The organism is Arthrobacter sp. 05L428, assembly GCF_056397665.1.
Genome location: NZ_JBFTNW010000001.1, coordinates 420582 through 443533 on the forward strand (window position 1 = coordinate 420582; position 22952 = coordinate 443533).

At 67.3% G+C, this 22952-nt stretch carries 17 protein-coding genes; 13 read left to right on the top strand and 4 right to left on the bottom strand.

Annotated features, from left to right (window positions below):
* Window positions 1-7: 7 nt before the first annotated feature.
* Window positions 8-1159 carry a glutamate--cysteine ligase gene (locus AC1DH3_RS02070; protein WP_476892141.1) on the bottom strand — a complete coding sequence of 384 codons (1152 nt, stop codon included), beginning with the start codon at window positions 1157-1159 and terminating at the stop codon, window positions 8-10.
* Between the two features lie 355 nt (window positions 1160-1514).
* On the opposite strand from AC1DH3_RS02070, the gene AC1DH3_RS02075 reads away from it, so the two are divergent.
* Window positions 1515-2348 (top strand): shikimate 5-dehydrogenase, encoded by an 834-nt coding sequence (locus tag AC1DH3_RS02075; protein ID WP_476908475.1) that lies wholly within the window; start codon window positions 1515-1517, stop codon window positions 2346-2348.
* Window positions 2349-2369: 21 nt separating this feature from the next.
* Here AC1DH3_RS02075 and AC1DH3_RS02080 read toward each other — a convergent pair whose 3' ends face one another.
* On the bottom strand, window positions 2370-3599 hold the full coding sequence (locus tag AC1DH3_RS02080; RefSeq protein WP_441417089.1) for a THUMP-like domain-containing protein: 1230 nt from the start codon (window positions 3597-3599) through the stop codon (window positions 2370-2372).
* Window positions 3600-3655: 56 nt separating this feature from the next.
* Between AC1DH3_RS02080 and AC1DH3_RS02085 the strand changes: the two genes are divergently transcribed.
* From AC1DH3_RS02085 to AC1DH3_RS02100, 4 genes are all read left to right on the top strand, one after another.
* Window positions 3656-4069, top strand: coding sequence for a hypothetical protein (locus AC1DH3_RS02085; protein ID WP_476892143.1), 414 nt, complete (start codon window positions 3656-3658; stop codon window positions 4067-4069).
* A 334-nt stretch (window positions 4070-4403) separates the two neighbouring features.
* Window positions 4404-4700: a co-chaperone GroES gene (gene groES, locus AC1DH3_RS02090; RefSeq protein ID WP_028275747.1), complete on the top strand. Its 297-nt coding sequence runs from the start codon at window positions 4404-4406 to the stop codon at window positions 4698-4700.
* Between the two features lie 79 nt (window positions 4701-4779).
* Window positions 4780-6390, top strand: a complete 1611-nt coding sequence (gene groL / locus AC1DH3_RS02095) for a chaperonin GroEL (protein WP_175321229.1) — start codon at window positions 4780-4782, stop codon at window positions 6388-6390.
* 189 nt (window positions 6391-6579) lie between these two features.
* Complete coding sequence (locus AC1DH3_RS02100) at window positions 6580-8643, top strand: acyltransferase family protein (RefSeq protein WP_476908476.1); 2064 nt, start codon at window positions 6580-6582, stop codon at window positions 8641-8643.
* Window positions 8644-8710: 67 nt separating this feature from the next.
* Here AC1DH3_RS02100 and AC1DH3_RS02105 read toward each other — a convergent pair whose 3' ends face one another.
* Window positions 8711-9679 (bottom strand): DUF389 domain-containing protein, encoded by a 969-nt coding sequence (locus AC1DH3_RS02105; protein WP_476908477.1) that lies wholly within the window; start codon window positions 9677-9679, stop codon window positions 8711-8713.
* A gap of 149 nt (window positions 9680-9828) precedes the next feature.
* On the opposite strand from AC1DH3_RS02105, the gene AC1DH3_RS02110 reads away from it, so the two are divergent.
* The 3 genes from AC1DH3_RS02110 to AC1DH3_RS02120 all read left to right on the top strand — a co-directional run bounded on the left by AC1DH3_RS02110 (window position 9829) and on the right by AC1DH3_RS02120 (window position 15573).
* A complete protein-coding gene (locus AC1DH3_RS02110) occupies window positions 9829-11922 on the top strand; it encodes an acyltransferase family protein (protein WP_476908478.1) in 2094 nt (697 codons plus the stop codon).
* A 180-nt stretch (window positions 11923-12102) separates the two neighbouring features.
* Window positions 12103-13614 carry an IMP dehydrogenase gene (gene guaB / locus AC1DH3_RS02115; protein WP_175321232.1) on the top strand — a complete coding sequence of 504 codons (1512 nt, stop codon included), beginning with the start codon at window positions 12103-12105 and terminating at the stop codon, window positions 13612-13614.
* A 117-nt stretch (window positions 13615-13731) separates the two neighbouring features.
* Window positions 13732-15573, top strand: a complete 1842-nt coding sequence (locus AC1DH3_RS02120) for an ABC transporter ATP-binding protein (RefSeq protein ID WP_476908479.1) — start codon at window positions 13732-13734, stop codon at window positions 15571-15573.
* Window positions 15574-15704: 131 nt separating this feature from the next.
* Here AC1DH3_RS02120 and AC1DH3_RS02125 read toward each other — a convergent pair whose 3' ends face one another.
* Window positions 15705-17609: a S8 family peptidase gene (locus tag AC1DH3_RS02125; protein ID WP_476908480.1), complete on the bottom strand. Its 1905-nt coding sequence runs from the start codon at window positions 17607-17609 to the stop codon at window positions 15705-15707.
* A 294-nt stretch (window positions 17610-17903) separates the two neighbouring features.
* Between AC1DH3_RS02125 and AC1DH3_RS02130 the strand changes: the two genes are divergently transcribed.
* The 5 genes from AC1DH3_RS02130 (at window position 17904) to AC1DH3_RS02150 (ending at window position 22892) form a co-directional block, all read left to right on the top strand.
* Window positions 17904-19040: a GuaB3 family IMP dehydrogenase-related protein gene (locus tag AC1DH3_RS02130; RefSeq protein ID WP_441417097.1), complete on the top strand. Its 1137-nt coding sequence runs from the start codon at window positions 17904-17906 to the stop codon at window positions 19038-19040.
* A gap of 92 nt (window positions 19041-19132) precedes the next feature.
* A complete protein-coding gene (locus tag AC1DH3_RS02135; RefSeq protein ID WP_175321236.1) occupies window positions 19133-20884 on the top strand; it encodes a glycerol-3-phosphate dehydrogenase/oxidase in 1752 nt (583 codons plus the stop codon).
* A gap of 62 nt (window positions 20885-20946) precedes the next feature.
* Entirely contained in the window at window positions 20947-21435 is a 489-nt protein-coding gene (locus AC1DH3_RS02140) for a PTS sugar transporter subunit IIA (RefSeq protein WP_441417098.1), read from the top strand.
* 75 nt (window positions 21436-21510) lie between these two features.
* Window positions 21511-22383 carry an SURF1 family protein gene (locus tag AC1DH3_RS02145; protein ID WP_476908481.1) on the top strand — a complete coding sequence of 291 codons (873 nt, stop codon included), beginning with the start codon at window positions 21511-21513 and terminating at the stop codon, window positions 22381-22383.
* Entirely contained in the window at window positions 22380-22892 is a 513-nt protein-coding gene (locus tag AC1DH3_RS02150) for a DUF3817 domain-containing protein (protein ID WP_476908482.1), read from the top strand. Before AC1DH3_RS02145 ends, AC1DH3_RS02150 begins: the two co-directional genes overlap by 4 nt.
* Window positions 22893-22952 lie beyond the last annotated feature (60 nt).

Sequence of the window (22952 nt, forward strand, 5' to 3'; positions counted from 1 at the left end):
CAGGAATCTAGGCTTCGGGCCCCTTGCGCATCTGCTCGACCAGATCCAGGACGACGGCGCGCAGGTCCCCGCCGTGCTCCGCGGCGACGCGGCGCTGCCGCTGGTAGCCGGCCCCGCGCTCGATAATCTTCTCGACGTCGGCCAGCTCCGCGCTGCAGCCGAGCTTTGCAGCCACGGGCTCGAGCCGGGCCAGCGTCTCCCGCAGGTGCTCGGTGACGAGCTGCTCGTTGCCGTCGGCGTCGAGGATGATAATTGCGTCCAGACCGTAGCGGGCCGCGCGCCACTTGTTTTCCTGGACATGCCAGGGCGGCATGGTCGGGATGGTGCCGCCGTTGTCCAGGATGGTGGAGAACTCGTCCACGAGGCACTGGGTCAGGGCGGCGATGGCCCCCACCTCCTCAAGCGTGGCCAGGCCGTCGCAGATGCGCATCTCGATGGTGCCGAGGTTGGGTACCGGCCGGATGTCCCAGCGGATCTCGGAGAGGGTGTCGATCACCCCGGTGGTGAACATGTCCTGGACGTAGGACTCGTATTCTTCCCAGCTGGAGAACTGGAACGGCAGTCCCGCCGTCGGCAACTGCTGGAACATCAGCGCGCGTTGCGAGGCGTAGCCGGTGTCCTCGCCGCCCCAGAACGGGCTGGAGGCGGAAAGCGCCTGGAAGTGCGGGAAGTAATTGACGAGCCCGTCGAGTACAGGAAGTACCTTGTCGCGGCTGTCGAGGCCCACGTGCACGTGGACGCCGTAGATGACCATCTGGCGGCCCCACCACTGGGTGCGGTCGATCAGCTTGGCGTACCGCGCCTTGTCGGTGACGGGCTGGAGCTGCGGCGGGCTGAAGGGGTGGCTGCCGGCGCAGAAGACTTCGACGCCCATCGGGTCGGTGACCTCGCGCACCGCGGCGAGGGAACTGTTCAGGTCCGCCTTCGCTTCCGCCACGGTGGTGCAGATGCCCGTGACGAGCTCCACCGTGTTGAGCAGCAGCTCCTGTTTGATGTGCGGGTGTTCGTCATCCTCGTTCAGCTCGGGATGCCGGGCGGACACGCCGCGGAGCACCTCGCTGGCCACCGAGGCCAGCTCACCGGTTTCGGCGTTGACGAGCGCGAGCTCCCATTCCACACCAAGAGTTGATTGCCTGGATGAAGCGAAATCAATCTTCATGTGGTCCCTTCGCTGTTTTGTTGCCCGCCGGAGTTTGTCACCCGCCAGTGTGTGTTCGCCGCCGGTGTTCATTGGCCGCTGGTGTTCATTGGCCGCTGGTGCAGCCCGGTTGCGGCATGCAGTGGCCAGGCAGCGGTGTTCAAAGTCTAGTGCAGGGGTAGCATCCAACTGGTGGTCAAGTTACAGCTGATGCGTGAGAGTTTTCACAGAAGAAGCCTGTTCCCGGCAGCCGCGGCGGTTCTGCCAGGGCTCTCCCTGGTATCCACAGGCTGCACCGGCCCCGTCGGGCGGCAAGGGCCTGGTTCCGGCTGCCGCTGAGCCGTTGCCGTGGCGTTTCGTGGCGTTTAATGGTGCTGTGCCCATCCTGAATAAAGACATGACCCTGTGCATCTCGCTCTCGGCCCGGCCGAGCAACAACGGGACCCGCTTCCACAACCACCTGTACGAACAGCTGGGCCTGAACTGGATCTACAAGGCCTTCGCCCCCACCGACCTGGCCCAGGCCATCGCCGGCGTGCGGGGCCTGGGCATCCGCGGCTGCGCCGTGTCCATGCCATTCAAGGAAGACGTCATCGCCCTCGTGGATGTCATGGACCCGTCCGCGAAAGCCATCGACTCGGTCAACACGATCGTCAACGACGGCGGTAAGCTCACGGCCTACAACACCGACTACACGGCGATCGAGCAGCTGCTGGAACGCAACGCCGTCCCCACGGACTACACGGTGTGGCTGCTGGGCGCCGGTGGAATGGCGAAGGCCACTGCGGCGGCACTGCGCGACGCCGGATTCCGGCACGTCACGATCATCGCCCGCAACGAGGCGGCCGGCCGGGCGCTCGCCGGGCTCTACGGATTCGAATGGCGTGCAGTACTCCCGGCCCCGGATTCCGCAGAGGGCACAGCCGACCTGCTGATCAACGTGACGCCCGTCGGCATGGCTGGCGGCCCCGAGTCCGGCGCCCTGTCCTTCCCGCCGGAAGCCGTGGCGGCCGCGAAGGTGGTGTTCGATGTTGTGGCGCTGCCCGCCGAAACGCCGCTGATCAAAGCCGCGCGGGCGGCCGGCAAGCAGGTGATCACCGGCGCCGAGGTCGCCACCATCCAGGCCCTCGAACAGTTCGTGCTCTACACGGGCATCCGGCCCAGCGACGAACAGGTCCGTGCCGCCGAGGAGTTCATGCGGGCCCAGTAGCCCCGCCCCGCAAGGCCGGCCCTAGGCCGGTTCCACCGAGATGGCCACCCGCTCCTCCCCGATCCTGGTGAGGACCAGGGTGGCCGTCTTCTTGGCCGCATTCTTGGCGCTCCTGCCGCCGCCGGGGAGCAGTTGCTTGCGCAGTTCCTCCGGCGTGACCGAGGTGCCGCGCTTCTTGATGTCAAGGACGCCCACGCCGTTGTCCTTGACCCAGGACTTGAGCGCCTTGACGTTGAACGGCATCACCTCAAGGACCTTGTACGCGCGGGCATACGGGGTATCGTGCAGTTCCGGCGCGCAGATATAGGCGATGTGTTCGTCCAGCAGATGACCGCCCAGCTGGAGCGCGACGTCGGCGACCAGGCCGGCGCGGATCACGGCGCCGTCGGGCTCGTAGAGGTAGCCATCCACCGGGCCCAGCGGGGCCTCCGGCCCGGCGCCGAAGTCCTCCGAGCTGGTGAGCTCCGCGGCGCCTTGCGGGCCGAGTACCAGCGCGGCACGCCGGATTCCGGGTCGGCGGACCGCGTTGAACCACAGCGCAACTTCGGTGACGTCGCCGCCCACCGAGACCCACTGCGCCTCGCAGTCCTCCGGGACGGAGGCATGCGGCATGCCCGGGCCCATCTTCACGCCGACGGCACGGCCGGACGAGGCCAGGGATTCCACGAAGGACAGCGGGGGGGAGAAGTCCTCCGGATCCCAGAGTCGCTTGGTCCCGGAACTTGAGGTGGTGCGGCGGGCCGGGTCCAGCCAGACGCCGTCAATCCCGTCGAGCGGGACGGCGGCGGCATCGGCATGGACGACGGTGGCGTTCCGGAACGGGATCAGGTTCATCGTGGCGCAGGCGGCGGTGGTTTCGTCCAGTTCCACGGCGGTCACCTTGATGTCCAGCGAGGCCAGGGCCATTGCGTCGGCTCCCAGTCCGCAGCCCAGATCCGCCACATGGGCAATCCCGGCCTCGGCGAAGCGCTGCGCGTGCCGCGCCGCTACGGTCAGCCGGGTGGCCTGTTCCAGGCCGGCCCGGGTGAAAATCATCTGCCGGGCGAATTCACCGAACTTCGCTTCCGCCTTTGTCCGCAGGCGGGACTGGGTGAGTGCCGCGGACACCAGTTCGGGGGAATGGCCGGCCTTCCGGAGCGAGGCGTTGAGGCGGAAGGCCTCCTCCTCGCGGTACGGTCCCAGCGAGGCCAGCAGCTCCCAGCCCTCCGGATTGAGGAGCGGGGCGATCTGGTCCTGCGTAGTCTCAGCCATGCCATCAAGCGTAGTTCAGGCGGGGAACGCCCGGCGCGCCCGATAGGCTGGACGGCATGGATGGCAGGGACACAGACGACTTCGGCACGGCAGGCACCCGGGAGAACGCCGTCGGGGAGGCCCGGGACAGCCGGGGACTGGCCCGCTTCGCCCGGCCGGCGCTGATCGCCGGCGTCGTGATCGCCGTCGTGTGCGTGGCGTTGCTCGTCATTATCTTCTTACTGGACTCCTTCAATGCGACCGTCTACTCGGTCGGCGGCAAAGACGTGAAGGATGCGACCGATGAGGCGCGCGCGATCCGTGACACCTATGCCGCAGCCCGGGTGGGCGGCATCATCGCCCTCGTCCTCGGCGCGGTCGCTGCCCTCGCCGGCGGCTTTGTGCTGTACCGCGAACGCAACGCCTCCGCCCGGATCGAGGAAGACGACGACGGCCAGGACTGGGACTACGAGGACCTGGCGGGGGAGTAGGCCGCCCCAGCCTGGGCGCGGACCGAGGGACATGCCCATCCTTCGGCACCAGCACCGGACATATTGCCGATATGTCCGGTGCCGGCCGGTTGCGATGGGCATGTCCGTCACTCCGGACGGTCCCGCCGGACGTTCACCAGTGACGAACTTCTGGCACTCACCTTGACCGAGTGCTAACTACTTACATAGAGTCGTCATTAGCACTCTCCCTAGGCGGGTGCTAACACGTGAAGCATGTTCCGCCGGGCTACTGCCGGCACCGCGACGACGGTTTGTACGCCACGGATCACCGCTTCATAGTCCACAAATTTGCTGACGAAAAGGAGAGGTCCGAGTGTCGGTCTCTATTAAGCCTCTTGAGGATCGTATTGTTGTCCGCCCGCTCGAAGCCGAGCAGACCACGGCTTCCGGCCTGGTTATCCCGGACTCCGCACAGGAGAAGCCGCAGGAAGGCGAAGTTGTTGCAGTAGGCCCCGGCCGCTTTGATGACAATGGCAACCGCGTTCCCGTTGACGTTGCCGTTGGCGACGTTGTCATCTACTCCAAGTACGGCGGAACCGAAGTTAAGACCGGCGGCACCGAGTACCTCGTGCTCTCCGCCCGCGACGTTCTGGCGATCGTCGTAAAGTAACTCTCTTGGACCCCCGCGCCGCCGATCCTTCGCTTTGAACGAACGGCTGCGCGGGGTTCTGTCTTGAAAGGACAAAACCATGGCAAAGCAGCTTGCGTTTAACGACGCTGCCCGCCGGTCGCTCGAAGCCGGCATCGATAAGCTCGCCAACACGGTCAAGGTGACGCTCGGCCCGCGCGGCCGCAACGTCGTGCTGGACAAGAAGTGGGGCGCCCCCACGATCACCAACGACGGTGTGACCATCGCCCGCGAAGTAGAGCTGGACGACCCGTACGAAAACCTTGGCGCACAGCTCGCCAAGGAGGTCGCCACCAAGACCAACGACGTCGCCGGCGACGGTACCACCACCGCCACCGTCCTCGCCCAGGCCCTGGTCAAGGAAGGCCTGCGCAACGTTGCCGCCGGCGCCGCCCCGGGCCAGATCAAGCGCGGCATCGAGGTCTCCGTCGAGGCCGTGGCCGCCCGCCTGCTCGAAAACGCCCGCCCGGTCGAGGGCACCCAGGTGGCCAACGTGGCCGCGATCTCCGCACAGAGCGACGAGGTCGGCGAGCTCCTGGCCGAGGCCTTCGGCAAGGTCGGCAAGGACGGTGTGATCACCATCGAGGAGTCCTCCACCACGCAGACCGAACTGGTCCTCACCGAGGGCATGCAGTTCGACAAGGGCTACCTGTCCCCGTACTTCGTCACCGACGCGGAACGCCAGGAAGCAGTCCTCGAAGACGCCCTTATCCTGATCAACCAGGGCAAGATCTCCTCGGTCCAGGAATTCCTGCCGCTGCTGGAAAAGGCGCTGCAGAGCTCCAAGCCGCTCTTCATCATCGCCGAAGACGTCGACGGCGAGGCACTCTCCACGCTGATCGTCAACCGTATCCGCGGCACCCTGAACGTCGTGGCCGTCAAGGCTCCCGGTTTCGGAGACCGCCGCAAGGCCATGCTGCAGGACATCGCGACCCTCACCGGCGCGCAGGTTGTCTCCCCGGAACTGGGCCTCAGCCTGGACACCGTGGGCCTTGAGGTCCTGGGTACCGCCCGCCGCATCACCGTCACGAAGGACAACACCACCATCGTTGACGGCGCCGGTTCGGCCGAGGACGTCGCGGCCCGGGTTGCCCAGCTGCGCGCCGAGCTGACCCGCACCGATTCGGACTGGGACAAGGAAAAGCTGCAGGAACGCCTGGCCAAGCTGGCCGGCGGCATCGGCGTGATCAAGGTTGGCGCTGCCACCGAGGTCGAGCTGAAGGAAAAGAAGCATCGCATCGAGGACGCCGTGTCCTCCACACGCGCGGCCCTCGAAGAAGGCATCGTGGCCGGGGGCGGCTCCGCCCTCATCCACGCCCTCAAGGCGCTTGATGAGGATCCGGCTGTCCAGGCGCTCGACGGCGACGCGGCAGCTGCCGTGGGCATCGTCCGCCGGGCCCTGACCCAGCCGCTGCGCTGGATCGCCCAGAACGCCGGCTTTGACGGCTACGTCGTCGTCGCCAAGGTGGCCGAATCCGCCGTCAACCAGGGCTTCAACGCCAAGACCGGCGAATACGAGGACCTGATCGCGGCCGGTGTCATCGACCCCGTCAAGGTCACCCGCGCGGCCCTCCGCAACGCGGCCTCCATCGCGGCGCTGGTTCTCACCACCGAAACCCTCGTGGTGGAAAAGCCGGCCGACGAGGACGAGCACGCCGGACACCAGCACTAAGGTTTCCGCGCACTAGTTCCTGTGCAAAGAAGGGACCGGACCAGCGTCAGCTGGTCCGGTCCTTTTTGTTCCCCGGAGCCATGCCGTCGGGGTCCGGGCATCGTGGCCGGCGTCATCCGAAAGGGACCGACGCCGAACCGGGTTGTATAGTTGCTCTGGCTGTCTTGCGTTGTTTCTACGGGGGTTCATATGTCTGGAGCGGTAACGCTCGTCTCGCCGCGCGAAACGAGCGCCGAGCCACGTCCTGCCCGGGGGACGAAATTCAGGCCGGAAATTCAAGGACTGCGTTCGCTCGCGGTGCTCATGGTGGTCACCTACCACATCTGGTTTGGCCGGGTGTCCGGCGGCGTCGATATCTTCCTGCTGATCTCGGCGTTCCTGATGACGCTGCAGTTCGTGGGGCGCTTCGAACGGGTCTCGCGGATGGACCTAGTCAAGCATTGGCTCCACCTGTTCCGTCGACTCCTGGCCGGGGCGGCAGTCGTCATCTTAAGCGTGCTGGCGGCCAGCTACTTCTTGTTGCCCCGCACCCGTTTTCCGGACGTGGTCGAGCAAAGCTGGGCATCGCTGTTCTACGTTGAAAACCGGTTGCTGCAGTCCGAGGCTGTTGACTACTACGCGGCGGACCACGCCATGGCCAGCCCGCTCCAGCACTTCTGGTCACTCTCCATTCAAGGCCAGATTTTCATTCTGTGGCCGCTTATCTTTGCTGGCGCAGCGTTCCTCGCACGACGGTACAACCTCCGCTACCGGGCGCTGCTCAGCTACATCTTCGCCGCGATCTTCCTGGCTTCGCTGACCTTCTCGATCTACTACACGGCCACCAACCAGTCCCAGGCCTACTTCGACACCGGCGCTCGGCTCTGGGAGTTTGCGCTGGGCACGCTGCTGGCACTCTTCCTGCCCGGACTGAGCCTGCTGTCCCGGCCGGTCCGCGTCGTCCTCGGCTGGATCGGCGTCGTGGCCATGATCAGCTGCGGCTTCATCCTGGACGTGGAGGGGGCCTTCCCCGGCTTCGTGGCGCTCTGGCCGACCCTGGCCGCCGGCTGCATCATCCTGGCCGGGCAGACGAACAGCCGCTGGGGAGTTGACCGTATCCTCAGCTCCGGCCCGCTCGTGAAACTCGGTGACAACTCCTACGCGCTCTACCTCTGGCACTGGCCGGTGCTGGTGCTGGCCCTGGCCTGGAGCGGCAAGGAGCACGCGGGGTGGCTTTCGGGCAGCGTAATCATCGCCGTCTCACTGGGCCTCGCGTTCCTTACCACTCGCTTCGTCGAGAAGCCGTGGCGGTCCTGGGCGTGGCCGGAAGTGCGACGTCGGCGCGCTGCCGTCGCCGTCGCGCTTGCCCTCGCGGTGGTCGCCCTGCCCCTGACGGCGTTGCAGCTCCAGCAGCACCTCCAGGCGGAGGCCGCGATGTCGCAATCGCAAAGAAACAATCCCGGCGCCCTGGCGCTGCTGCCCGGATTCGTCAGCGCTGCCGACGGCGACGCCGCGATCCTGCCTCTGCCCGAACAGCTCAACAAGGACTGGGCCAGCCTCGGCAACCGGTGTTCCGGCGACCTCGAGCCTTCGAGCCCGGCGCTGAGAAGCACGTGCTCACAGAACAACGCGCCGGACAAACCCGCCAAAACACTCCTCGTGCTGGGTGATTCCCACGCGCAGCAATGGCTGGCCGCCATCGACGCCGTCGGCAAGCAAAAGGGCTGGCGGGTCTACTCGATGCTCAGGGCCGGCTGCCGGTACAGCGTCTCCGCCCAGGGGCGCTCCATTCCTTGCGACAGCTACAACGCAGCCGTGACGGAGGAGGTGGCTGGCAATAAGCCGGACGCCATCATCACCGTCGGTACCGTCGCCGCGGTATCTTCCCCCGCTGAAAAGCTCTCCCCGGACCTCGAAGCAACCGCAAGGTTCTGGACCGAGAAGCACGTCGAGATGGTGGCGATCCGGGACAACCCACGCTTCAATTTCAATATCGCCGAATGCGCGGCCAACAAGGGAGAGGACAGCCCGGACTGCCAACGCGCCGAACGCGACGTGCTGGCCGCCAAGAGTCCCCTCGCTGCGCTCCAGGGCCGGGTGCCGGGCCTGTCCATGGTCGACATGACGGACCTGATCTGCGACGGAAAAATCTGTCCCGGGGTGGTGGGGAACACCTTCGTCTACAAGGACAACAATCACCTCACCCGAACCTACGTGGCTTCGATGGCTTCGGTCTTCGGCCAGCGGCTCCTGGAATCGACCGGCTGGAAATAGCCCGGCGACCGGCTGGATGTAGCGCGCAGGCCCCGCAGGGGACGCCCCGGGGCCGGCCCGGTGCAGCTCAGTGGTGCAGGCGCTGGGCGTTCCTCCGCAGCTTCCGCGCGGCGTCGCGCGGCAGCCGCTTCGTGACTAGCCGGTAGAACAGCAGCACCGCCACCGCCGAGACAATAATCCCGACCAAGTTCACAAGGAGCTGGAGGGCGGAACCCGCGGCCTTCTGGTACTCGCCCAGAACGAGGGAAACCGCTACGAAACCGGCGGCCGGGACGGTGGTCACGGAGATGAACACCCCGATGAGGGCCGCCGAGCGCCGGCTGATCACGGACAGCATGCCGGCGGTCCCTGCCAGCAGGGCGACAATCAGGGAATAGGGCCCCGGGTGATAGATGAACTCCACAGCGGAACCGCGGTCCAGGGCGTCAGCTGGAAAGAGCCCGAGTGGTACGGAGAGCCAGGCCGTGAAGGCCGCCGCCAGCATCGCGACCGGGAACCCGACGCCGAGTGCCAGTGCCGCGCTGCGCCCCAGCCGCCACTGGCGCCGCACCAGGGCCACGGCCAGGGCGGCGAGCGGGCCGAACTCGGGCCCCACCGCCATGGCACCGACGATCGCGATGGTCGAGTCGGTGACGATGCCGATCGCGGCCAGCTGCGTCGCGAGGACAAGGAACGCCAGGTAGCTCCACGTCAGCCGGGAATCCTCCCCGGTCTGCCGCGACACCTCATCCCAGATCATCGCGTCCGCGCCTTCGCCGGGCGCCTCAGCGACCGCCTGGTCCGCGCGATCGGACAGCACCAGCTCCGGCGTGGTGACCGAGATGGAGCCAACGTCCTGGACGTTCAGTGCGTGGAGTTTTTCGATCAGCGACTCGACGGACTCCCGTGCCATGAACGCGAGGATGACGTTGCCCGGCGGCACCACCGAGGCGCCGGGGTGCAACGCAACCTCCGCGACGCCAAGCTCACCGGAGCAGCACTCCACCACGGCTCCGGAGAGCTCCTCCGGGACACATATCCGCACCTGCACGATCACTCGCGGCCTCCTTCGACTCGTAACAGCCTAGCCTCGCCGGTGCGCCCTGCCCCGGGAATCCCGGGCGGAAGGCGCCCCGGAAATTGGCAATGAAAATTACGGTTCGGTAACATTGATGTTTTGGAAGCCAGCCTGAGGGATCCCGCGTGATGAACGAGCGAACCATAGCCAGCCCGCAGCACGCGGCCGCGGGTTCTCCCGCGAGCCGAAAATCGGGGTACCGCCCGGAGGTGCAGGGCCTGCGTGCCCTCGCCGTTCTCATGGTGGTGACCTACCATGTGTGGCTTGGCCGGGTCTCCGGTGGCGTCGACATCTTCCTGCTCATCTCGGCCTTCCTGATGACCCTGAGCTTTGCCCGCAAGGTGGAAAGCGGTAAGCCGCTCCGCCTGGTGAGCCACTGGCTGCATCTGCTCAAGCGGCTGCTGCCCGCCGTCGTCGTGGTGGTCCTGGGCGTGCTGGCCGGCACCTGGGCCATCCTGCCGGCGAGCCGCTGGCCGGACATCCTCGACCAGGCCTGGGCGTCACTGTTGTACCGGCAGAACTGGCTGCTCGCGGACTCTGCCGTGGACTACTACGCCCAGGACCACTCGGGAGCCAGCCCGCTGCAGCACTTCTGGTCGCTGTCCATCCAGGGGCAGGTCTTCCTGTTGTGGCCGCTCGTGTTCGCGGGCGCCGCCCTGCTGCGCAAGGGACTGCGCTACGCGCTGCGCCGCTGGACCGGGGTGGACGAACGACTGCTGAATTACCGCCTGTTCCTGGCCCTCGCGTTCGGCGCCATCTTCGCCGCATCGCTGGTTTACTCGATCGAGCAGACCGCCAGCAACCAGGCCTACGCCTACTTCGACACCCGTGCGCGGCTCTGGGAATTCGCTTTGGGCTCGCTGCTGGCGCTGGCCCTGCCGTACCTGAAACCGGGAAGGATCCTGCGCCTGGTGCTGGGCTGGGCGGGACTGGCGGCGATGCTCTCCTGCGGGCTGCTGCTGACGGTCGACCGCTCCTTCCCCGGATTCATCGCGCTGTGGCCGACGCTGGCTGCCGCCGCCATCATTGTGGCGGGGCAGAGCGGCAGCCGGTTCGGCGTGGACCGTTTCCTGACCTGGCGGCCGCTCGTCGCCCTCGGCGACAACTCCTACGCCCTCTACCTTTGGCACTGGCCGTTGCTGGTGCTGGCCCTGGCCGGGATGGGAGTCAGTGCGCCGGACCTGTGGCAGGGGCTCGCGATAGTCGCCATCTCCGTGGTGCTGGCCGTGCTCACCACCCGCTTCGTGGAGAAGCCGCTGCGCGAGTGGCACTGGCCGCAGCGCCGCGCCTGGCGCACCGCCGTCGTCATCGCCGCCTGCGGGGCCCTGCTGGCCGGCCCGGTGACTTTGTGGCAGAGCCACATTGTGGCCGACGAAGCCGCGGCCGCGTCCCAGCCGAAGGAACTGACGCCCGGCGCCGCAGCCCTGGCCCCGGAGAACGCCGGGAAGCCGACGCCGGAGGCCAAGATCATCCCGGCACCGGCCGCCATGAAGAACGAATGGGCCGACATCGACGGGCTCTGCACCGACGGCAACGTGCCCAGCGACCCCCTCCTGCAGGGCTGCCTGCAGAACAGCCGGCCGGACAAGGTCACCAAGAAAATCGTGGTGCTCGGCGACTCGCATGCGCAGCAGTACATGGCCGCGCTGGGCCCCATCGCCAAGAGCCACGGCTGGGAGGTCGTCACCCTGCTCAAGGGAAACTGCCGCTTCGGGGGAGAGTCACCCGAGCGGGATGCCGACTGCAACGCCTTCAACAAAGCCAGCTCCGACTACGTTCTGTCGCACAAGCCCGACGCCGTCTTCACGGTCGCGTCGCTGACGCACAAGGAGGCGCCGTTCGAAACCGAGGTGCCGCAGTACCTGGAGGGGATCAAGCCCTTCACCGACGCCGGCATCGAGGTTGTCGGCATCCGCGACAACCCGCGGTTCACCACCAACATGCCCGAATGCGTCCAGAAAAAGGGCCCCGACGCCGCCGAGTGCAACGTCCCGCTGCAGGAATCCCTGGCGGCGTCCTCACCGCTGGACGACTACCGCGGCAAGGTTGCCCGCCTGCACCTGATGGACATGAGCGACTTCATCTGCGCCGACGGGACCTGCCCCGCCGTCGTCGGGAACGTGTACGTCTACAAGGACGACAACCACCTGACCAAGACCTACGTCCAGAGCATGATCCCAATGTTCGAAAAGCGGCTGCTCGCCGCCACCGGCTGGAAGTGACGCCCCGGCGCCGCCAGTCGGATGCCGTTGCTCACATTCGCGTCCCGGAATATGGGGATCGCCGCCAAGGTTCTAGTATTTACACAACACTTCTGCACAGGCCATGCCCGTAATGACGGGCTGGTCATCTGCTGCAACCCCTACCCGTGAACCCAGAAACCCAAGGTAAGAGGCGCACTCATGACCCAGCCCGAACACGACCCTTTCGGCTTTGTTGGCCTGACCTACGACGACGTCCTGCTACTGCCGGGACACACCAACGTCATCCCCTCCGAAGCTGATACCTCCTCGCGGATCTCGAAGCGCATCACGGTGAACACGCCGCTGCTGTCCGCCGCGATGGACACCGTCACCGAGTCGCGGATGGCCATCGCCATGGCCCGCCAGGGCGGCCTTGGCGTCGTGCACCGGAACCTCTCGATCGCCGACCAGGCCGACCAGGTGGACCGGGTCAAGCGCAGCGAGTCCGGCATGATCACCAACCCCCTCACCATCGGCCCCGAGGCCACGCTGGCCGAGTTGGACGAGATCTGCTCGCACTACCGGGTCTCCGGCCTGCCGGTCGTGGACGAGGGCATGCGGCTGCTGGGCATTGTCACCAACCGCGACACCCGCTTCGTGCCGGAGACGGATTTCCCGATCCGGCTGGTCAGCGATGTCATGACCAAGATGCCGCTGGTCACCGGTCACGTCGGCATCAGCCGCGAGGAAGCCTCGCACAAGCTTGCCACCAACAAGATCGAGAAGCTCCCGCTCGTCGACGAGCAGGGCCGGCTCAAGGGCCTCATCACCACCAAGGACTTCACCAAGGCCGAGCAGTACCCGCTGGCCACCAAGGACGACGAGGGCCGGCTGCGCGTCGGTGCCGCCATCGGGTTCTTCGGTGACGGCTGGGAGCGGGCCATGGCCCTGATCGACGCCGGCGTGGACGCCCTCTTCGTGGACACCGCCAACGGCCACTCGCAGGGCGTGCTGGACATGATCCGCCGGCTGAAGTCCGACCCGGTGGCAGCGCACGTGGACATCATCGGCGGCCAGGCGGCCACCCGCGAAGGCGCCCAGGCCCTGATCGACGCCGGCGCCGACGGCATCAAGGTCGGCGTCGGCCCAGGATCCATCTGCACCACCCGCGTCGTCGCCGGCGTCGGCGTCCCGCAGATCACCGCCATCTACGAGTCCGCCAAGGCGGCCATCCCGGCCGGCGTGCCGCTGATCGCCGACGGCGGCCTGCAGTACTCCGGCGACATCGGCAAGGCCCTGGTCGCCGGTGCGGACACCGTCATGCTCGGTTCCCTGCTGGCCGGCTGCGACGAGTCCCCGGGCGACCTGATCTTCGTCAACGGCAAGCAGTTCAAGAGCTACCGGGGGATGGGTTCGCTGGGGGCCATGCAGACCCGCGGCAAGAATACCTCCTACTCCAAGGACCGCTACTTCCAGGCCGACGTTTCCGGTGACGACAAGCTCATCCCGGAGGGCATCGAAGGCCGCGTGGCGTACCGCGGCCCGCTCTCCTCCGTGGCCTACCAGCTGGTCGGCGGCCTCCGCCAGACCATGTTCTACACCGGAGCACCCACCGTCCCCGAGCTCAAGGCCCGTGGCAAGTTCGTCCGGATCACCCCGGCCGGGCTGAAGGAATCCCACCCGCATGACATCCAGATGACGGTGGAGGCGCCGAACTACGGTTCGCGCTAAGTCCCGGGCGCCGTGGGCCCATCCGGCCCCTGCCACCACGCCAACTTGAAGGGCCACGGGATTCGTCCCGTGGCCCTTTCGCGTTCCGCTGCCGCGGCCCGCAACTAGGCTGGAGGCATGTCCGAACTCCTGCCCGCACGCGAGCCGAAGCGGAAACTGGCGCTGCGGCCCTACGCCCGGGCCGTTGCGCAGGTTCTGCGGGTCAGCTTCCGCGCCTCGCCCGCCGCCGTCGTCATGAAAGTCGTGGGCTCGCTGGTCTCGGCGCTGCTGCCCCTCGTCACCACCTACTACGCCGCGCTGACCACGACGGCGCTGGCAGCCGCCTATGCGGGAAACGCCGCCGCCGGGCAGCAGGCCATCGTCTACGTCATCATCACCGCGGCGCTTGGCCTGTTCTGGGGAGCCTTCAGCAGCGTGGACCGCTACATCCAGCAGCTGATGAGCTTCCGGGTCGGCGCGATCGTCGGGGACCTGATGTACGAGCGGTTCCTCGCCCTCGACTTCTGGCGCTATGACGACAAGGAAACGGTGGACCTGTACGACCGGGCGAAGCGCTTCTCCGATTCCTACGCCCGGGTCCTGGACCGGATCGCCGCCATCTTCACCCAATTGGTTTCGGTGGTCCTGGCGATCGGCGCGCTGCTGCTGGTCAGCTGGTGGATCGCGGTGATCGTTTTGGTCGCGATCGTGCCCAGCGTCTACCTGCAGTTCAAACTGTCCCGGGAACAGATCGCGCACTGGAACACGCAGGTCGATTCACGCCGGCAGCGCCGGATGATCGAAACCAACCTGCTGCGCCCGCAGCACATCGCCGAGATGCGGCTCTACGGGATCGTCGGCTACCTGATGGGGCTCCGCTCCCGGCTCCGGGACGCGGATGAGAAGCGCCGGCTCGACTTCCAGAAGCGCTACATCCCCAAACAGCTCGCCGCCGACGCCCTGCAATACGGCGCGGAGGTGGTCTCGCTGATCTGGGTGGTGGGCCAGATCATCGCCCGGGCCCAGCCGGTGGGGCAGTTCCTCTACGTCCAGCAGATCGTCAGCCGCGCCCTGTCCACCGCCAACAGCCTCGTCTCCTCGCTCAGTTCCATCGATGAGGACCTCGCCAACCTCAAGGACTACGAGCTGTTCATGGCGCTGCCCGTCCACTCCGACCATGCCCCGCCCCTGCTCCAGGCGCCCCGGACCGTGGAACTGCGGGATATCCGGTTCACCTACACCGGCAGCGAGCTGGAGGTCATCAAAGGGATCTCGCTGACCATCCGGCAGGGCCAGCACATCGCGGTAGTGGGCGAGAACGGCGCCGGCAAGTCCACCCTGATCCGGATCCTCGCCGGGCTCTACCGCCCGGATTCGGGCCAGGTGCTGCTCGACGGCGTGGACCTCGCCGCCGTCGACGTGAAGTCGTGGCACCGCCACCTCGCGGTGCTCAGCCAGGAGTTCCTGAAGTACGAGTTCGCCACCGCGGCGGAGAACATTTTCTTCGGCGACGTCGATGCGCCGCGCGACGACGACCGGATCCGCCGGGCCGCGTCGGACGCGGAGGCCCTCGAGTTCATCAACAAGCTGCCCAACGGGCTGGATAACCACGTCAGCAACTGGATGGAGGACCCGCGCGGCCGGAAGGGCAGCGGCCTGTCCGGCGGGCAGTGGCAGCGCCTGGCCATGGCCCGGAACTTCTACCGGGACGCGTCCTTCATGGTGATGGACGAACCGACGTCGGCAATCGACGCCCTGGCCGAGCACCGGATCTTCACCCGGCTCTTCGCCGACCGCAGCAGCACGATCATCGCCATCAGCCACCGGCTCGCCACGATCCAGAAGGCGGACATCGTCTACATGCTCGAGGACGGCCGGATCGTGGAGCAGGGCACGCACAAGGAACTCGTGGCACTGCGCGGCCGCTATTTCCGGATGTTCGAATCGCAGCTCGCCGTCGACGAGGCCGAGGGGGTCTGAGCCGCCGGACATGCGCTCTGCCGGCGACGTCCCGTGGACATAGCGGTGTTATGTCCACTCCGGAGCACAAAGAATGGGCATGTCCTCCCGGGGAGGGAGGGCATGCCCATTCTTAGCAGCGGCCGGTGGTGCTACGAGGTGGTCACCGAGGTGTCGTCAAGGTAGAAGTACGTTGCCAGGGAGGAATCCTCCACGCCGAGGAACCGCAGCGTGACGGTCTTGCCCTTGAACGAGGACAGGTCCAGCGTCTTCAGGACATAGCCGGTGGACTTGTTCAGGTTGGAGTAGGTGGCCAGCGTCGTGGTCACGCCGCCGCTGATGGCCTGGACCTTCAGGGTGTCGTACGCGGTGCTGGTGGTGGTCTCATCCGAGAGCGTCTTCAGGTAGAAGGACAGCGAGGAGCCGCTGACGGAGGACGGGATGGAAAAGGCCTGGTCCAGCGTGTACGACGTCGACTTGCCCCAGCCGTTCAGCCCCGCGAAGCCGCTGCCGCTGCGGGCGGCCGTGCCGGTCTCGAAGGTGTCCGACTGGTTGGAGGTCCAGGACGCCGAGCCGCTTTCAAAGCCGGGGTTCAGGAGCAGGTTGCCCGACGGCGGCGGCGGGGTGCTTCCGCCGAGGAGCCCCATCGTAGCCGTGGCGTCAGAGAGGCCGGCGCCGCAGCCCTTGGTGCAACCGCCGGGCATGGCCCGGGTGCCCTGCCGGAGCGTGGACTCGACCTGGGCCGGGGTGAGGGCAGGTGACTTGGACTTCATCAGGGCGACGAGCCCGGCGACGTGCGGGGTCGCCATCGACGTGCCCTGGTAGCTGGCGTAGCCCGCCGCACCCGGCGTCGTGGTTCCGGTGTTGAGCGTGGAGAGGATGCCTCCGCCGCTGACGCTGGTGTCGCCGCCCGGAGCGGTGAGATCCACGGTGGCGCCGTAGTTGGAGTAGTAGGAGAGGGCGCCGCTCGGGTTGCTGGCGGCGACGGTCACCACCGAGTTGCAGTTGGCCGGACGGAAGCCGGAGGCATCCTGGTTGCTGTTGCCGGCCGCCACCACCACGGTCGTGCCCCGCGACACGGCAGAGTCGATGGCGGCCTGGTAGGTGGTGCCGCAGGCGCCGGAGCCGCCCAGGCTCATGTTGATGACCTTGGCCGGATTGGCGTTGGCGGGGATCCCGGAGACAGTCCCGCCGGAGGCCCAGATGATGGCGTCCGCGATGTCGGAGAGGGAGCCGCCGCACTTGGCGAGGACCCGGACCGGCAGGACCTTGGCGTTGGGCGCGACACCGGCCACGCCGGTGGAGTTACCCGTCACCGCGGCGATGGTGCCGGAGACATGCGTGCCATGCCAGGAGGAGTTGCCGGCGGTGGTCTGCCCGCACTCGCCGGCGGCGTACCAGTCACCCTGGTCCTGGGCGTTGGAGTCGCGGCCGTTGCCGTCACGCGCAGCGGTGGCATCGGAGACGAAGTCGTAGCCCGGCAGCACGTTGGCGTCCAGGTCCGGGTGTGCGGTGATGCCGGTGTCGATCACGGCAACGGTGGACCCCGACCCGGTGGAGACATCCCAGGCGCCGGGGATCCGCATGCCATTGGCGCCGGTGAAGTCCCACTGCTCCCCGTAGCGGGTGTCGTTCGGCGTCAGGACGGCCGTCATGCGGGCGTCGGGTTCGACGGCGTTGACGGCGCCGGAAGCGACGATCGAGTCCATGAAGTCCGTGGCGGCCTGGTCGGACAGGGGTTTGTCGGAGGCGATCAGGGTCGCTCCGGTAGCCAGGGCGCGCAGCTCCCGTACGCTCACCCCCTGCTGTTTGGCGGCCTTGCCCCAGGCGTTCGCGCGGCCGTTGGGGGTGGCGTTGCCCGGGGTCTTCTTGAAACTGACGATGAACTGCGTGTACGCCTCGCCGGCGTTGACGTCCGGCGCGGGAACATTTTCGGTGGCGACCGGCCCGGTGCCGGGGGCGGCGAGCACCGGGGTGACGGCGAGGGTCATGGTTCCGACGACGGCGGCCAGCGACAGGGCCAGGACGCGGGACTTCCTGAGTGATGCACTTCCCATGGGTTCTGCTTTCTTTAACCGGGCATTGCGGAATGCCCGGAACTGGGTGTGGAGGCCCCCGGCGAAATCCCCGGCCGGCCGAAAGTAAACGTAAGGGCATTTTCAGGTTTTGTAAACTATTGACAGATCGTGTCAAGTAAGTGTGAGCTATCGATTAATTCGGGTGCATACTTCGCTATCGGCCGGCCCGGCAACGCCGCCGCCGCGGCCGCCGCCGTGCCCCCGCGGGCCGGCCCGCAGCCCGGCAGGCGCGGCCAATGCCGGGTCCCCGGCCCGGTCAAGTAAAGTGGGGACGTGACTTACGAGATTGAGATTGGCCGTGGCAAGCGTGGGCGTCGTGCCTACTCCCTGGACGACATTGCGATCGTCCCCAACCGACGTACCCGCGATCCCAAGGACGTCTCCGTCTCCTGGCAGATCGATGCCTACAAGTTCGATATGCCCGTCATTGCCGCGCCGATGGATTCCGCGATGTCCCCGGAAACCGTCATCGCACTGGGCCGCCTCGGCGGCCTCGGCGTCCTCGACCTGGAAGGCCTCTGGACCCGTTACGAGGACCCGCAGCCGGTCCTGGACCAGATTGCCGCCCTCGAAAACGAGACCAACAGCCCGGCCGTCACCCGCCGGATGCAGGAGCTCTACCAGGCCCCGATCCAGCCCGAACTGATCACCTCGCGGCTCGCCGAAATCCGCGCCGCAGGCGTGACCGTGGCCGGCTCCCTGACGCCGCAGCGCACCCAGGAGCACTACAAAACCGTCGTGGCCGCAGGCGTTGACATCTTCGTCATCCGCGGCACCACGGTCTCAGCCGAGCACGTCTCCAAGGACCACGAGCCGCTGAACCTCAAGCAGTTCATCTACGAACTCGACGTCCCTGTGATCGTCGGCGGGGCCGCCGGCTACACCCCGGCCCTGCACCTGATGCGCACCGGCGCCGCCGGCGTGCTGGTCGGCTTCGGCGGGGGAGCGACGAGCACCACCCGCCGCGCCCTGGGCATCCATTCGCCGATGGCCTCCGCCATCTCCGACGTCGCGGCCGCCCGCCGGGACTACATGGATGAGTCCGGCGGCCGCTACGTGCACGTGATCGCCGACGGCGGCATGGGCACCTCGGGCGACATCGTCAAGGCCATCGCCATGGGAGCCGACGCGGTCATGCTCGGCAGCGCCCTGGCCCGCGCCGAAGAGGCTCCCGGCAAGGGCTGGCACTGGGGCCAGGAAGCCCACCACCTCGAACTGCCCCGCGGCGACCGGGCCAACGTCGGCACCGTCGGACCGCTCGAGGAGGTCCTGTTCGGCCCGGGCCACCACACCAACGGGACCTCGAACCTGATCGGCGCGCTGCGCCGATCAATGGCGACCACCGGCTACTCGGACCTGAAGGAATTCCAGCGCGTCGACGTCGTCGTCTCGCCGTACGCCGGAAACTGAGCCCGGCGCCCGCGGGGCCAAGACCCTGCCCATCCGAAGAACTTGGAAGTAGTGTGGTGCACTACGAGGTTTGATCCGGATGGAGGCGTGAGATGAACAGTTTTCCCGGTGGTGCTCCCTTGGCCGGTGGCGCGCTAGGGCCCGCGGAACGCGAAGCGTCCCTCGCGGTGCTCAAAGCCAGCACCCAGCCCGGCAAGGAACTCGACATCCTGATCGTCGGTGGCGGCATTGTCGGCGCCGGCGCCGCCCTCGATGCCGTGACCCGCGGCCTCAGCGTGGGCATCGTCGAGGCCAACGACTGGGCTGCGGGCACCTCGTCGCGGTCCTCGAAGCTCATCCACGGCGGCCTGCGGTACTTGGAGATGCTGGACTTCGCGCTGGTCAAGGAGGCCCTGCACGAGCGCGGGCTGATCCTCTCCGTGCTCGCCCCGCACCTTGCCCGGCCCGTCCCGTTCCTCTACCCGCTCACCAAGCGGTTCGTGGAGCGGCCCTATGTAGGCTCCGGCATCGCGCTCTACGACGCCATGTCCATCACCGGCGGCCACAGCCGCGGCGTCCCGTTCCACAAGCACCTGAGCAGGCGCGGCACCCTGCGGGCGGCGCCCAGCCTTAAAGACGACGCCTTCGTCGGGTCCATCCGCTACTACGACGGCCAGGTCGACGACGCGAAGTACGTCGCGAACCTCGTCCGCACCGCCGCCTACTACGGCGCGCACGCGGTGAACCAGATGGCCGTTGTCGACTTCCTCCGCGAGGGCGAACGGGTGGTCGGGGCCAAGGTCGTCAACCACGAGGACGGTTCCAGCTTCAACATCCGGGCCAAGCAGGTCATCAATGCCACCGGCGTCTGGACCGATGAAACCCAGGCCATGGTCACCGACCGCGGCCAGCTCAAGGTCCGCGCCTCCAAGGGCATCCACCTGGTGGTGCCGCGCGACCGCTTCCAGTCCACGGTGGGCCTGATCCTGCGGACCGAGAAGTCCGTGCTGTTCGTTATTCCCTGGGGCCGGCACTGGATCATCGGCACCACCGACACGGACTGGCACCTGGACAAGGCGCACCCGGCGGCGTCCAGCAAGGACATCGACTACATCCTCGAGCACGTCAACAAGGTCCTCAAGCGGCCGCTGACCCGCGAGGACGTCGAAGGCGTCTATGCGGGACTGCGCCCGCTGCTGGCCGGGGAGAATGACTCAACGGCCAAGCTCTCCCGCGAACACGTGGTGGCGCACCCGGTGCCCGGCCTCGTCGTCGTGGCCGGCGGCAAGTGGACCACCTACCGGGTCATGGCCAAGGACGCCGTCGACGAAGCCACCCGCAGCATGGACGAACGCGTCCCGCCGTCCTGCACCGAGTCCATCCCGCTGCTCGGTGCGAGCGGCTTCAAGGCTGCCTGGAACAAGCGCAACCGGATGGCGGAAGAAACCGGAGTGCACGTCGCGCGGATCGAACACCTGCTCAACCGCTACGGTTCGATGGCCCCGGAAGTGCTGGCGCTGATCGGGGAGAACCCCGAGCTGGCCGAGCCGCTGCCGGGCGCGGACGACTACCTCGCAGCCGAGGCCGTCTACGCGGCCAGGTACGAGGGGGCCCGCCACGTCCAGGATGTGCTGACCCGCCGGACCCGCATTTCCATCGAGGCATGGGACCGCGGTGTGTCCGCGGCGCCGGTAGTCGCTAAACTGATCGGTGAGGTTCTCGGCTGGAGCGACGCGCAGCGCGAGAGCGAGATCAAGCACTACCTGGCCCGGGTCGACGCGGAACGGCTGAGCCAGGAGCAGCCGGACGACGAATCCGCCGACGCAGCACGCCTGGGCGTCGAGGACATCGTTCCGCTGCGCTGACCGGGGACGCCGTACGGCGCCGCCAGCCGGCGTGCACCGACGCCACTTCGAAGGGACACCTCTTGGCGGAACCACTGGACCGGTACGATGCCGACCTCACCACGCCGCAGATGGTGATCCTGGAGCTGGACGCGGAGGACAAGTTCGACGCCGCCGCCCAGCTCGCGCAGCGGATGTACGACGCCGGCCGGATCTCCGATCTGGAGGGGTTCCTCAGCCACGTCAACGCCCGCGAACACCAGCTGGCCACCGGGCTTCCCGGCGGCGTCGGCCTGCCGCACGCCCGCAGCGAATTTGTTTCCCGCACCTCGATCGCGGTCGGCATCACCAAGTACGGCAAGGCGCTGGACTTTGGGGCGGCCGACGGACCGGCCACCGTTATCCTGCTGATCGCGACGCCCGCGAGTTCCTTCTCGGACCACCTGGAGGTGCTGGCCACCCTGGCGCGTTCGCTGTCCAAGGAGTCCTTCCGGGAGTCGCTCCGCCGGGCCTATGATCCCGAAGTGATCTCCGAACTGATCAATTCCAGCCTGGTGTTCTTCGACCACTAGCACCTGCTGCCGACGCTATGGCTGGTCTCCAGAGCCGTTTCGTTGTTCTACACGCCGACGAAGTACGGTTAAGGGGTGCTGAAAACCGCCCTCAAACCCCGCTGGATCGCAGGCCTGGTGCTGGCGATCGTGATTTCGGGAGTCTTTGTGCTGTTGAGCCAGTGGCAGTTCGGCCGCTCCACACGGTCCGAGGCGCCGGTTTCCACAGGAACCGAGGACGCCCGCCCGCTGACCACGGTCCTGAAGCCGGGACAATTCTTCCCGGGCTCGGTGGCCGACCAGGTCGTCACCGCCACCGGCAGCTACGACCCGCGGAAGCAGGTCCTGGTGCCGGGCCGGATTCACGAGGGCGCCAAGGGATTCTGGATCGTCTCCGCCTTCGCCGTGCAGGGCGCTCCCGCCTTGACCGGCGCCGGCGCATCGCCGCAGACCTGGATCCCGGTGGCCCGGGGCTGGGTGGCCGATGTGGCTGACGCCGCGGCGCCGCCGTCGGGCACTATTGAACTCACCGGTCGGCTGATCCCCTCCGAAGCGCCGCTGCCCAACACCGACGCCGGCGCCGGGCGGGCAAGCGCCGTCTCCGTCGCGGAACTCACTAATCTCTGGGACGTCAGCAGCTATCCCGGGTTCGTGGCCGCCAGCGCCGAGCGCTCCGGCGGTGCGGACGTTGCCGCCGCCGGCTCCGTCAAACCGCTCAATATCGGCCCGCAGCCGCCCGCCCAGACCGTGAACTGGCTCAACCTCTTCTACGCCGCGGAGTGGGTGGTCTTTGCCGGCTTCGCACTGTTTATTTGGTGGCGCCTGGTCAAGGATGACTACCGCCGCGGCCTCGAAGACGCCCAGGACGAGGCGGCCGCCCGGCTGGCCGCCGCCGGCGGACCCCACGACACCGATCCGCCTACTGATTCCCCCGCAACCGAACCAACCAATCCGAGAGTGCAATCATGATCGAGCCCCAGCCGGCCATCCAGCCGCAGCAGTCCGACGGAACGGGAAGCGCCAACGGCAAGAAGCGCCGCTTCGGCGGGACCGAGGCGCAGATCCGCTCTGCCCTGAAGTTCTACAAGGTCCTCGCCTACCTGACGGGCTCCATGCTCCTCCTGCTCTGCGCGGAGCTGATCGCCCGCTACGTCTTCGGCCACTACCTTTTCGCCGGCGGCACCAACGCCGTGACCGGGCAGCCGTTCGGCTTCGGGTTCGCCGACGCCGAGCCGCCGGGAGTAATCGGGGGAGTGAATCTCTCCGTGGCGGTGCTGATCGTGCACGGCTGGATGTACGTCGTCTACCTGATGTCCAACTTCCGACTTTGGTCGCTGATGCGCTGGCCTTTTGCCAAGCTCGTCATCCTGGCGCTGGGCGGCGTCGTGCCGTTCCTGTCCTTCTTTGTGGAAAAGAGGTTCCACGCAGAGGTGGAGGCGGAACTGGCTGCCAACCCGCAGGCGCCGCAGCGCTACTGACCTGCTCTCCTCCGGACGCTCCGGCGGCCTGTGAGTTCGCTTACCCGGGGCTTCTCAATG